Here is a 12,487-nt window from a genome sequence, read left to right as displayed (position 1 = left end):
GTGGCTCTACCCGTAGGCAAGGACGGTGCGTCCGGATTGACGACGTGCCGTCGTCAATCCGTGGCGACCGGCTCTTCCGGCTTTGCCGCTTCCGGGCTGACACGCTCGATGGTATGGCGCAGCTCGCGGCCGAGGATGAACTTCGCATCCTTCGCCCACGCGTCCAGGCGCGCATCGAACAGCAGCTTGCTGTTTTCATCCGGCCACACCAGGCGCAGTTCGCGCAGCTTCTGGATGAAGCCGCGGAACAGCGTGCGGTCGAAGAACTCCGGCGCGGCCGGCGCATAGAGCAGGCTCAGGCGCTGCGCAGCCTGCTGGCACAGGCTTTCCAGCTCGGCCGCGCCCAACGTGCCGGGGCCGTTCTTCACCAGCACCGAGATCGCGATGTAATAGCGCTCGAACGCCTGCTGCAGCGAATGGCCGATCGCGCGCAGGCGGAAGACTTCGTCGGTCTGCCCGGTGTTGCGCGCCAGGATCCCGCCGTCGTCATCATTGATGTTCTGCAGCAGCCCTTCGCGCACGAACACGTTGATGGTCTGCTCGATGCGCTGGGCGAACTCGTCTTCGGTCCACGGCAGGAACAGCTCGGCCTGCAGGAACGGATACACCGTGCGGCCCAGCTGGACCAGCCCGGTGCGGCTCATGCGGCGGTTGTTCTGGAAGCAGCAGGCCACCCACGACGAGGCGGTGAACAGGTGGATGACGTTGTTGCGGAAGTAGCTCAGCAGCACCGCGGTGTCGCCACTGACGCTGAGCACGTCGCCCAGCGGGTGCTTGATGCGGGTGAGGACGTTGATTTCCTCGGCGTGGGCGATGATCCGCTCCGGCGAGTGCGGTGTCACCGTCACCCGGTCCGAGTAGGGCATCTCGACCAGCAGGGTCTTGCACAGTTCGATCTGCGCGATCAGGTCCGCCTCGCCCATCGCATGCTTGGGCGTGGACAGCAGCGCCAGCGCGAGCAGGTTGATCGGATTGACGTCGGCAGCACCGTTGATATGCACCTGGATGCGTTCGGCCAGGTGATCCACCGTGCCGGACAACCACGAGGGCTTCTCGTCTTCGCCCACCGGCTGGCCATTCCAGTCCGGTGCACGCTGGGCGAGCACGTCGTTGAGCGCGATCGGCTCACCGAAGTTCACCACGACCTGGCCGTAGTTCTGCTTGAGCACCTTCGGGATCGACCACAGCAGCGACCAGATCGATTCCTTTTCCTTCGGCCGGCCGGACAGTTCGTCCAGGTAGCTGCCGCCCTCCATCAGCTTTTCATAGCCGATGTAGACCGGCTGGAACAGCACCGGCTTGCGCGGCTGGCGCAGGAAGGCGCGCAGCGTCATCGAGATCATGCCGCCCTTGGGCTGCAGCAGGCGCCCGGTGCGCGAGCGGCCACCTTCGACGAAATACTCGATCGAGTAGCCGCCGGCGACCAGCTGCGCCACGTATTCGCTGAGCACCGCCGAGTACAGCGCGTTGCCGCGGATCGAGCGGCGGATGAAGAACGCACCGCCCTTGCGCAGCAGCGTGCCGACCACCGGCAGGTTGAGATTGATGCCGGCCACGATGTGCGGCGGCACGATGCCGCGGTCGTACAGCAGGTAGGACAGCAGCAGGTAATCCATGTGGCTGCGGTGGCTGGGCACATAGACCACTTCATGCCCGGGCGCGGCGGCCTTGAACTTGTCCAGGTGGTGGACCAGCACGCCGGCGTAGATGCGGTTCCAGACATGGCTGAGCATGAAGCTGGCCGAGCGCACCACCGGACTGGAGTAATCCGCGGCGATTTCCCACGCGTAGGCGTGGGCTTTTTTCCAGGCATCGGCCGGCTTGGAGTTGTCGCGCTTGGCCTGCGAGGCGATCGCTTCGCGCACGGTGTCCGCGTCGAGCACCTTGTCCACCAGCAGGCGGCGGGTCGACAGATCCGGCCCGATCACCGATTCGCGGATGCGGCGGAAATGGGTGCGCAGCACGCGCTGCAGCTTGCGCACGGTGCGTTCGGGGTCCAGCCCCTCATCGACCGTGGTGCGCAGCGAGATCGGCGGGGCGAAGCGCACGATGGTGCTGCGGCCGTTGAGCAGCACCGCCAGCAGGCGACGGAAACGACCCACCAGGGCCCAGTTTTCCGAGAACAGCACCGCGAACCAGCCGCTCTGCTTGTCCGGCGCGCGGCCGACGAAGATCGACACCGGCACCAGGTGCACGTCCAGCTCGCCGCGGGCGCGGTGCGCCTGCAGCACCTTGGCCAGCGAGTCCGAGTGGGTCTTGGCGCCACGCTGCTCGGGGATCAGCGAGTTGCTGCTGCTCCGGCGCGACAGGGCCAGGTAGGCGCGCCTGCGCCCGGTCGGGTCACCGGCGATCGGCACCAGCGGCGAGGGCAGGCCGGCTTCGCGGCAGGCCTTGTCCAGGATCAGCGCGTTGGACAGACCGTAGTCCTCCAGCACGTAGACCACCGGGCGGCCATCGTTGTACTGGCCGGGGTGTTCGGGTTCGATCTTCAGCGACAGCCACGGCTCGACCAGGCGGCCAAGCAGGCGCGCCCACCACGGCGGGCGACCGCTGGGGGGGCGGGTGCCGGGCACGATCGCGGACGGCACGACGGTGGACGGCTCCGCATCGACGGCAACGGCCTCCACGGGCGCGCCAGCGGCCGGTGGAACCGGGGCGGCAGCACCGTCGGACGGCACGGTAGCGGGCGACGAGGACATGGCGTCCGGCGTCTTGGGCGGCTCTTCACCGGGGAAAGGCAGGGGATTCTGGTTCGGCATCGGCTTCATTATGGCTTAGCCGATGCAGAAGCACCGTCCTTGACCGCCGCCGCCGCCTCTGCGTCGGTCGCTTGGCGGGCGTCATGTTCAGCTTGTGCGGCGTCGGCGGCCTGCAGCAGCGCATCGGTGTCTTCCAGCGTGCGGGTCACGTACCAATGCCCGTCGCGCCGTGTCATCCGCACCTGGGCGTCGATCTGTTCGCCGGCCAGCGTGTACTGGATCCGCACCACCGCGTCGTCGCCCAGCGCGGACGTCAGCTCGCCGCGCAGCTCGGTCAACGCCGCGTCCAGCGACAGCCCGTAACTGGCCAGGGCCGTCTTGAAGGCTTTGATGAAGGGCCCGAGCCGGCGCAGGCTCTCTTCCATGCCCGCGGCCTGCAGTTCGGCATCCGTGGACAGCCCGGCAGTGCGCGCGGTAGCGGTGAGCAGGGTGATGGTCGTCTTCGCCCGCTGCTTGTCCGTCAGTGGCGCCGCGGCGGCCCAGCGGCTGAGCGCGTTCACCACCTGGGTGTAGTGGGCGCGCTCGCTGTCGCTGTACTCGCTCTGGTTGCGCAGGTACTGCTCGCCGAACAATCCCATCGAATGGGCCGCCTGGCGGACCTGCGTGGCCTGGCCGGCGATCTGGGTATCGAACGAGCGTTGCAGCCGCTGCGGCGCGTCCGGCCGCGACAGCGCAGTGAGCATCGGCAGCAACTGCCCATCCAGCGGCAGCTCGGTCAGCGGCCAACGGCTGTGGCCCTGGCTCCAGGCGCCCTGCAGGCGCGCGTACTGGGCCGGCGGCACCGCTGCCTTCGCGTAGCCGACCAGATCGTTGTCGGCGACCCGCTGCGCCAGCTGCTGCAGGGCCGCGACCGGCTCGGACGCCGGTGCATCGGGGTCGATCTGCTTGTCCTTGCAGGCACTGAGCAGCACCAACCCGCACAGGGCCAGCGCCAACGCCTGCCCTCGGTACTGCCACGGCTTCAACGACATGGACATGAATTCGGACTCCCCGGACCGGTCCGCATCTTGCGGCCTGTTCGGTGACAGCGGCAAGCCGGCAGACCTACCGACCCTGCGCTCCTTGCGCAAGCCCTTGAATGTACAGAAAAACCAGGTGTGACGGGGCGGTGCCGCCCCGTCACCGCCTCAGCGCGCGGCGAGCGCCTGGGCGATCTCGGCCTGGATGGCGCGGGCGGCGGCCTGCGGGTCGCTGGCGAGCCGGATCGGGCGACCGACCACGATCGCATCGGCGCCATCGGCGAACGCCTGGGCCACGCCCACGGTGCGCTTCTGGTCATCCCCGACCGGCCCGCCGGGGCGGATGCCCGGGCAGACGATCGAGAAGCCGGCGCCGGTGGCGGCGCGGATCGGCCCAGCCTCCTGGCCGGAGGCAATGACGCCATCGATGCCGACGGCCTGGGCGGCCAGCGCGCGTTCGACCACCACCTCGACCGGCTCGCGGTCGATGCCCATCTGGGCCAGGTCGCTGCGCCCCATCGAGGTCAGCACGGTCACCGCCAGCAGGCGCATGTCGCTGCCGTTGGCGGCCGCGCAGGCCTCCATCATCGCCGGGTGCCAGCCATGGATGGTGGCGTAGCTCACCGGCCACTGCGAGAGGCGCTTGATCACCGCCGCGGCGGTGGCCGGGATGTCGAAGAACTTCAGATCGACGAACACCCGCTTGTCGCGTGCGGCCAGCGCCTCGAGCACCTCGAAGTACTCGCCGGAGGCCAGCAGTTCCATGCCGATCTTGTAGAACGACACGGCATCACCGAGGCGATCGACCCAGGCCAGCGCGTCGGCGCGGCCGGGCACGTCGAGCGCGAAGATCAGGCGCTCCTCGTCCCGCAGCGGCAGCGGCGCGCGGCTCACGGTGCGTAATCCAGCGCGGCGCGCTTGGCGTCGTGGCGGGCCTGGCGCGACTGGCTGTAATCGTTGTTGAACTGTGCCGGCTCGAAGCCGCCGTAGGTCGGGTTGGGCAGCATCCACCAGCGCTCGCCGAACCAGTCGTGGTACTGCTGCAGCAGCGCATCGCGGCCATCGTTGGTGTTGGCGGTGACTTCCACGAAGTCGCCCAGCTGGTCGCCGAACTGCATCAGCACGCGGTAGTTCTGGCCGGCCAGGCGGCGGCGGCAGTTCTTCTCGCTGCCGGCCTGCTCGCAGCCGTCCACCACGGTGCCCAGGCCGAGGAACACGCTGTCGTCGGCCACCGGCAGGCCCTGCTCGCGCAGGTTGGCCAGGGTGGCGTCCTTGAGATGCACGGCGCGGTTGGAGATGTACAGCAGGGTCACGCCCTTGGCGTTGGCGGCCTTGGCGAAATCGACCACGCCCGGAATCGCCTTGGCCTTCTTTTCGGCCACCCACTGGTCCCAGCTCAGCTCGTCGTATTCCTTGCCATCGCGCACCAGGCGCGCCTGGTAGGGCGAGTTGTCCAGCACGGTTTCGTCCACATCCAGCACCACGGCCGGCTTCAGGCCCTTGGCGGCATTGCCGCGTTCTTCAGGCACCAGCGCGTCCCAGTTGGGTTCCTTGAGGGCCTTGTCCAGGTGATCGGCGGCCGAACGGTAGGTCTGCTCGGTGATCGCCCGGTACTCCTGCGAACGCTGCATCCACAGCACGGCATTGAGGTTGTCGTTGGCGGCCACGGCGGCATCGCCGGTGGCGGCCGGTGCACTGGCCGCGGCAGCGGCGGCTGGCGGGGCGGCATCGGCCGGGGTTTCAGTGCGCTTGCAGGCACTCAGCGCCATCACGGCGCAGGCAAGCACGGACAGGGAAACAGCACTACGACGCATGGCATTCACCGGCAACAGATTCGCGCCAGTTTACCGGCTTGTCCCGCGGCATTCATGCCGCAGGCGGGGCTCGGCTATGCTGCACGCCCCTGAAACACCCCGGAGCGCCCCATGACCGACGACACCCAGACCCCTGCCCTGCCCGTGCTCAGCGCGGCCCAGGCCCGCGCGTTGGGCTGCCTGATCGAGAAGGAGGCGACCACCCCGGACGCCTACCCGCTGACGGTCAACGCCGCCCAGGTGGCGGCCAACCAGAAGACCGCCCGCGAGCCGGTCATGGCCCTGTCGGCCGGCGATGTGCACCACGCGCTGCGCCAGCTGGAGACCCTGGGCCTGGCGCGCCAGCAGTACTCCTCGCGCGCCGAGCGCTACGAACACCGCGCCGGTGCCGCGCTGGACCTGACCCGCCAGCAGCTGGCGATCCTGGGCCTGTTGCTGCTGCGCGGCCCGCAGACCCTCAATGAACTGCTGACCCGCAGCGAGCGCCTGGTCCGCTTCCAGGACGTGGACGAACTGCGCCACCACCTGGAGCGCATGATCCAGCGCGGCATGGCGGTCCAGCTGCCACGCGCCAGCGGCCAGCGCGAAGACCGCTACATGCACCTGCTGGCCGGCCCGGTGGACGTGCAGGCCTTGGCCGAGCAGTACCGGTCGGCGCCGTCCGGTGCCGGCGGCGGCGGTGCCACTCCGGTACTGGAGTCCCGCGTGCAGCAGTTGGAGGCCACCGTGGCCGAGCTGCAGGAACAGCTGGCAGAGCTGCGCGCACAGTTGGGCGGGTGAGAGCAGCCGACCAACGGTCGGCTCTACCCAGTGGTGCTGATTGGCTGGCTTGCGGAGCGCAGCCGAGCGACGGTCGGCTTTACCGTTGGGGGGCCGGCGCGCCCGGCGTGGCAAACAGCAGCACCACTTCTTCGTGTGGCGGCGGCAGCAGCAAGTCGCCGCGATCCTCCATGCCCAGCTTGCGCAGCAGCGCGGCGGAGCGCACGTTGTCCGGCGAGACGATGCCGTACAGATCGGCATGGCCGAGCACATCGCGCGCGTAATGCATCACCCCGCGCGCGGCCTCGAACGCGTAGCCGTGGCCTTCGTACTGCGACAGCAGTGCATAGCCGATATCCGGCGCCGGCAACCCGGCACGGCGGACCAGACCGGCGTTGCCCAGCCATGCGCCGTCCTCGCGGCGGATCACGGCGTACATGCCAAAGCCATTGAGGGTGTAGCTGCCGAGCACGCGCTCGGCGGTGTAGTCACGCGCCTGCGCCAGGGTGCGTACGCCGCGGTCGGCGATGTTGCGGATGAAACCCGGCTCGTTGAGCAGGGCCAGCATGTCGGCCGCGTCATGGTCGGGGTCGATCAGGCGCAGGTGCAGGCGGTCGGTCTGGATCACGGCGGACATGCGGGTACCGGTGAAGGGTGATAGGCCGATTGTGCCGTAGAGCCACCCCATGGGTGGCTGTACCCGACGCTGCTCAGTCGAACAGTGCCTGGATCGCCGCCAGGCCCGCGCTGGCACGCTCTTTCTTGCGCGCGGCATCGGCCACCGGGTCGGCACCGTCGCGCTGCATTTCCTCGGCCGGTATCTCATCGAAGAAACGGCTGGGCTTGAGCCGCACGTGCTCGCCGAACTTGCGGGTGAGCTTGCTGTAACTCATCCACAGCTGCACCTTGGCGCGGGTGATGCCCACGTACAGCAGGCGCCGCTCTTCCTGCAGGTTGCCTTCGTCCAGGCTGACCTGGTGCGGCAGTACGCCGTCCTCGCAGCCGATGATGAACACGTATGGGAATTCCAGGCCCTTGGAGGCGTGCATGGTCATCATCCGCACCTGGTTGCCGCCGTCGTCCTTGTCGTTGCGTGAAAGCAACGCCAGCTGCGCGGCCAGATCCGCCGTGGAGGCACCCCGCGGGCCGCCTTCGAACCATTGCGCCAGTTCTTCCAGGTTGCCAAGGCGGCGCTGGTAGACGGACTCTTCCTTGCACGCACTGCGCAGGTCCGAGACCAGCCCGGAATCCTTCACCAGCTTGCGCACCAGATCACCGGAGCTGAGCTTGGGCATCTCCGCGCGCAGGTCGCGCAGGATGTCGGTGAAGCGGCTCAGGCCGTTGGCCGCGCGCGGCGGCAACTGCGAGAGCGCACCGATCGTTTCGGCGGCATGCGCCATCGGCAGATCTTTTTCCGAGGCCAGCTCGGCCAGCTTGGCCAGCGTACCGGCGCCCACTTCGCGCTTGGGCGACTGCACCGCGCGCATGAACGCCGTATCGTCATCCGGGTTCACCAGCAGGCGCAGCCAGGACAGCGTGTCCTTGACCTCCTGCCGTTCCAGGAACGCGGTGCCGCCGGTGATGTGGTACGGCGCACGCACCAGCTGCAGCGCTTTTTCCAGCGGCCGCGACTGGAAATTGCCGCGGAACAGGATGCAGAAATCGCTCCACGGAATCTTCTTGGAGGTGGCCAGGAAGGCGATTTCCGCCGCGACCTTTTCCGCTTCGTGCTCGCTGTTGCGGCACTCCCACACACGGATGCGCTCGCCGTCGGCCTGGTCGCTCCACAGCTTCTTCAGATGCTCGTGCGGGTTGTTGGCGATCAGCGCGTTGGCCGCGCGCAGCACGCGGTTGGAGCAGCGGTAGTTCTGCTCCAGCTTGATGATTTCCAGCGCAGGATAATCGCGCGCCATCTGCTGCAGGTTTTCCGGGTTCGCACCGCGCCAGGCGTAGATCGACTGATCGTCATCGCCCACGCAGGTGAAGTTGCCCTTGCTGCCGGCCAGCTGCTTGAGCAGCCGGTACTGCGCATCGTTGGTGTCCTGGCATTCGTCGACCAGCAGGTAGCCGATGCGTTCGCGCCAGGCGATGGCGATCTCCGGATTCTCTTCCAGCACCTGCACCGGCAGCCGGATCAGGTCATCGAAATCGACCGCGTTGAACGCGGTCAGGCGCAGCTGGTACCGCTCGTAGACGCTGGCCGCTTCCTTCTCGCGCGTGCTGCGCGCCGCGGCCATCGCCTGCTCGGGTGAAAGGCCGGCGTTCTTGGCGCGCGAGATCAGGTTCTTCACGTCCTCGATGTCGTCCGGCTTGGCCCCGTACATCAGGTCCTTGACCTGCGCGGTCGAATCGTCGGCATCGAAGATCGAGAACCCGCGCTTGAGCCCGACGGCCGCATGTTCAATCTGCAGGAACTTCAGCCCCAGCGCGTGGAACGTACAGATCGTCACTTCATCGGCGTCGCCACCGCGCAGGCGCTTGGCCACGCGCTCGCGCATTTCCTTGGCCGATTTGTTGGTGAAGGTGATCGCCGCGATCCGCCGCGCCGGGTAGCGCTTGCTGGCGATCAGCTGGCCGATCTTCTCCACGATCACGCGCGTCTTGCCGCTGCCCGCGCCCGCAAGCACCAGCAGAGGACCTTCGCAGTGCATCACTGCGGCGTGTTGGGGAGGATTGAGACCGTGCATGCCATCTCCAGGGGAGGGGCATTGTACCGGCCTTGCTCGGCCTGCATCGACGCGCGACCGCGCGGAGTTGACGCCTTCACATCAGTGGATCGAACATGGCGCCCATCGACGCAACGGAGGCGACGTGACGTGACTATCAGGAAGGCGTGGCAGATGGGGGGCATGATCGCCGTACTCGTGACCGTTCCGGCATGGGCGCAGTCCAGCCAACCGGATCTGCGCGCCCAGGACGCACAGGAGACCGATGCGTTCCTGGTCAGCCACCCCGACCTGCGCTACCGCAAGCACGGCAAGGAGGCCCAGGCCCGCGGCCGCTTCGAAGACGCACGGCGCTACTACCGCCTCGGTGCCCGCTACGCCGACAAGTTGTCCCAGGCCGCGCTCGCCGAGATGTGGTGGAACGGCCAGGGCGGCGCCCAGGACCGGGCCGTGGCCTATGCGTGGATGGACCTCGCCGCTGAACGCGGGACCGGATTTCTGCTTGGGCTGCGCGAACGCTACTGGGCCGGGCTGGAGCCGGCCGAACAGGCCCGTGCTCTGCAGGTGGGCCCGGCGGTGTACGCCGAGTTCGGGGACAAGGCGGCCCAGCCGCGGCTGGAGCGCGAGTTGCGTCGTGGTCTGCTCAACGTCACCGGCAGCCACACCGGCGCGGTCGGCGGCATGCGCATGGTGGCCCGGGATGCGCGCGGCCTGCGGTACCTGGAGCCGGATGTGTTCTACCGCGACGAATACTGGCAGCCAGCCCAGTACTGGCAATGGCAGGACCGGCAGTTGGAGGCGGCTGGCCGTGCCATCGGCACCGGTTCGGTCGAAGTTGGCCTGCCGGCCACGGTGCCGGGCCATCAGGACTGAGGCGACAAGGTCATGCCGGGACCGCCGAAGGGATAAAATCCCGGCATGGCCAAGCTCTATTTCTATTATTCGGCGATGAACGCCGGCAAGACCACGACCCTGCTGCAGTCGGCGCACAACTACCGCGAGCGGGGCATGCGCGTGGCCATCCTGACCCCGCGGCTGGACGACCGCGCCGGGCGCGGCGTGGTCGCCTCGCGGATCGGCCTGAAGGCCGACGGGATCGCGTTCCAGCAGGACACCGACCTGCAGCAGCTGATCGCCGAGGACATCGACACGCACGGTCCGCTGGGCTGCGTACTGGTCGATGAAGCGCAGTTCCTGACCCGCAGCCAGGTCTGGCAGCTGAGCGAGGTGGTCGACCAGATGCGCATCCCGGTGCTCTGCTACGGCCTGCGCACCGATTTCCGCGGTGAGCTGTTCGAAGGCAGCCAGTACCTGCTGGCCTGGGCCGATGAGATGCAGGAGATCAAGACGATCTGCCACAGCGGCAAGAAGGCCACGATGACCGTGCGCGTGGACGAGCACGGCCACGCGGTGCAGGACGGCCCGCAGGTGGAGATCGGCGGCAACGAGCGCTACGTGTCGGTGAGCCGCGCGGAGTTCAAGAAGATCACGCGCGGCGAGGGAAGAATCGACCCGGCACAGGTCCCATTGCCGCTTTGATCAATACAACGTGCGCTCCGGCGCACCCTTCGGCGGCGGGCTGTACTGATACAGCCAGGTTTCGGTCAGGGTCTTGCCGCCGCTGCGCAGGTACAGGCGGATATCGATCTGCTCGGTGGTGTCCTCCGGCGGTACCACATCGAACATCGCGCGGTAGCCCTTGATCTCGCGCAGCGGGCGCGCCGAGACGATCTCGGTGCGGCCACGGCTGACCTGGACCACGGCCTCCACTTCACCCTTGTCGATCAACGCGGCCAGCTCGCCGCCTTCGAAATCGACCGCGAAGCGCCACGAGAAGTACTCGCGCTTCTTGCCGATCACCCCACCCAGGCCGGTGCGGCTGGCCACGCAGTGCGCCAGTGGCGTACGCGCCGGCGGCTGCGCGCCCCAGTACAGGCGGTAGCCGAGCAGCAGCTCCTGGCCGGGCTGCGGCTTGGCCTCGGGATTCCAGAACGCCACGATGTTGTCGAAGGTCTCATCCACGGTCGGGATTTCGACCAGCTGCACCGAGCCCTTGCCCCACTGCCCCTTCGGTTCCACCCACAGGCACGGGCGCTTCTCGTAGAAGACGCCGTCGTCCTGGTAGTGATCGAAGTTGCGGTCGCGCTGGAGCAGGCCGAAGCCGCGCGGGTTGTTGTCCACGAACATGTTGAAGCGCAGGTGGTACGGGTTGCACAGCGGGCGCCAGATCCATTCACCGGCCCCGGTCCACATCGACAGGCCGTCGGTATCGTGGATCTCCGGGCGCCAGTCCCAGGCCATGCGGCGGTCGTTCTCGCCCACCTGGTACATGCTGGTGCACGGGGCGATGCCGAGCCGCTCGATCGCCTTGCGCGGGTACAGCGCGCAATCGATGTCCATCAGCAGCACGTCACCGTTGGTGATCGCGAAGCGGTAGGCGCCGGTGGTGCTCGGCGAATCCAGCAGGGCGTACACCACCAGGGTGTTGGAGTCGGCCGCCGGCTGCTCCAGGTAGTAGGCGATGAAATCCGGGAATTCCTCGGGTTTGCCCATGCCGGTATCGATCGCCAGGCCGCGCGCGGACTGGCCGTACTGGCCCTCCTTGCCGACCGCGCGGAAATAGCTGGCACCGAGGAACGCGGCGAAGTCGCGGTCGGTGTCCTTGCGGGTGTTGAGACGGAAGCCGGCAAAGCCCAGGTCAGCCGGCAGATGGCTGCCCTTCAGGCCACTCTTGCCGTAGTCGAACGCCGCGCCGTCGTAGGCCAGTTCCTGCGCCTTGCCGTCGGTCACGTCGAACATCCGCACCGGCGAATGGAAGTACAGGCCGAGGTGGAAGAACTTGGCCTGGTAGCGGCCGGGCTGGTCAGCCCACAAGGCATGGTCCTGGCGGTACTGGATGGACTGGTACTGGTCCCAGTCCAACGCTTCGACCGGACCCGGCAGGGTCCGCTTGTGGCTCTGGTAGGCGGCTTGGGACAGCGCGCGGGCCTGCCCTTTCAGCGAGGCGAAATCGAACGGCTGCGGCGCGCCCAGCCGGCGCAGGCCGACCTGGTTGCCCTGCGCGGCACAGGCCGGCAGTGCAGGCAGGCCGAAGGCGGCCAGGGCCACGGAGGCATTGCGGAGGAAGTCGCGTCGTTGCATGCAGGCAGCGATGGCAAGGGAGGGCCGGCCATCATAGGCACGCAGACGTTAATTCGCCGAGGTGAATGCGGGGCGGCGTTCAGCCAGCGTGCTCACGGGCTGGCCGCGATCTGCGCCGGTGCGCACGCCTCCCGCACCCGGTTCACCTCCTGCAGCAGCTGCCCACCCTGCGGCCACTGCGCCTGCAGTTCCTGCTGCAGGTGCACCAGCGCCTCACGCGCACGCGCCGGTGCGCTCGTGCAGTCCAGCTGCGCCATCGCGGCACGCGCGCGCCAGCGCAGGACGCGGCTGCCCTGATCCGCGGCGTCGCCCACCAGCAACGGGGCCAGCGCGCGGCGTGCTTCCACCGCCTGGCCCATGCGGCCCAGGTTCCGGCCCCAGGCCAGTTG

The 12,487-nt window shown here is 68.1% G+C and carries 11 protein-coding genes; 3 read left to right on the top strand and 8 right to left on the bottom strand.

The window, feature by feature from the left end:
* Positions 1-53: 53 nt before the first annotated feature.
* The 4 genes from plsB to ACW6W5_RS13665 all read right to left on the bottom strand — a co-directional run bounded on the left by plsB (position 54) and on the right by ACW6W5_RS13665 (position 5,532).
* Positions 54-2,768: a glycerol-3-phosphate 1-O-acyltransferase PlsB gene (plsB, locus tag ACW6W5_RS13680; RefSeq protein ID WP_121043889.1), complete on the bottom strand. Its 2,715-nt coding sequence runs from the start codon at positions 2,766-2,768 to the stop codon at positions 54-56.
* A complete protein-coding gene (locus ACW6W5_RS13675; RefSeq protein WP_152153865.1) occupies positions 2,768-3,736 on the bottom strand; it encodes a hypothetical protein in 969 nt (322 codons plus the stop codon). Before ACW6W5_RS13675 ends, plsB begins: the two co-directional genes overlap by 1 nt.
* Positions 3,737-3,886: 150 nt before the next feature.
* Positions 3,887-4,612 carry an orotidine-5'-phosphate decarboxylase gene (gene pyrF, locus ACW6W5_RS13670; protein ID WP_121043884.1) on the bottom strand — a complete coding sequence of 242 codons (726 nt, stop codon included), beginning with the start codon at positions 4,610-4,612 and terminating at the stop codon, positions 3,887-3,889.
* Positions 4,609-5,532: a 5'-nucleotidase, lipoprotein e(P4) family gene (locus ACW6W5_RS13665; RefSeq protein ID WP_183073827.1), complete on the bottom strand. Its 924-nt coding sequence runs from the start codon at positions 5,530-5,532 to the stop codon at positions 4,609-4,611. Before ACW6W5_RS13665 ends, pyrF begins: the two co-directional genes overlap by 4 nt.
* Before the next feature lie 111 nt (positions 5,533-5,643).
* Here ACW6W5_RS13665 and ACW6W5_RS13660 point away from each other — a divergent pair, with 111 nt between their 5' ends.
* Complete coding sequence (locus ACW6W5_RS13660) at positions 5,644-6,312, top strand: YceH family protein (protein ID WP_121043881.1); 669 nt, start codon at positions 5,644-5,646, stop codon at positions 6,310-6,312.
* Between the two features lie 79 nt (positions 6,313-6,391).
* Here ACW6W5_RS13660 and ACW6W5_RS13655 read toward each other — a convergent pair whose 3' ends face one another.
* Both ACW6W5_RS13655 and ACW6W5_RS13650 read right to left on the bottom strand, forming a co-directional pair.
* On the bottom strand, positions 6,392-6,928 hold the full coding sequence (locus tag ACW6W5_RS13655; RefSeq protein WP_152153867.1) for a GNAT family N-acetyltransferase: 537 nt from the start codon (positions 6,926-6,928) through the stop codon (positions 6,392-6,394).
* A 73-nt stretch (positions 6,929-7,001) separates the two neighbouring features.
* Positions 7,002-8,978 carry a UvrD-helicase domain-containing protein gene (locus ACW6W5_RS13650; protein ID WP_152153869.1) on the bottom strand — a complete coding sequence of 659 codons (1,977 nt, stop codon included), beginning with the start codon at positions 8,976-8,978 and terminating at the stop codon, positions 7,002-7,004.
* Positions 8,979-9,140: 162 nt separating this feature from the next.
* On the opposite strand from ACW6W5_RS13650, the gene ACW6W5_RS13645 reads away from it, so the two are divergent.
* Both ACW6W5_RS13645 and ACW6W5_RS13640 read left to right on the top strand, forming a co-directional pair.
* Positions 9,141-9,830 (top strand): SEL1-like repeat protein, encoded by a 690-nt coding sequence (locus ACW6W5_RS13645; protein ID WP_152153871.1) that lies wholly within the window; start codon positions 9,141-9,143, stop codon positions 9,828-9,830.
* A gap of 45 nt (positions 9,831-9,875) precedes the next feature.
* The gene (locus ACW6W5_RS13640; protein WP_121043872.1) at positions 9,876-10,496 is read left to right on the top strand and encodes a thymidine kinase; all 621 of its coding nucleotides are present in this window, start codon (positions 9,876-9,878) and stop codon (positions 10,494-10,496) included.
* Here the strand turns inward: ACW6W5_RS13640 and ACW6W5_RS13635 are convergent, their stop codons facing one another.
* The gene (locus ACW6W5_RS13635; protein ID WP_152153873.1) at positions 10,497-12,098 is read right to left on the bottom strand and encodes a glucan biosynthesis protein; all 1,602 of its coding nucleotides are present in this window, start codon (positions 12,096-12,098) and stop codon (positions 10,497-10,499) included. It abuts the gene before it with no gap.
* Positions 12,099-12,190: 92 nt separating this feature from the next.
* A partial coding sequence (locus ACW6W5_RS13630; RefSeq protein WP_193222850.1) for a hypothetical protein occupies positions 12,191-12,487 on the bottom strand: 297 nt, incomplete at its 5' end.

This window comes from Stenotrophomonas sp. IS26 (assembly GCF_054188265.1).
Note: the sequence above shows the minus strand (reverse complement) of the source record. Positions and strands in the feature narration are given on the sequence as shown.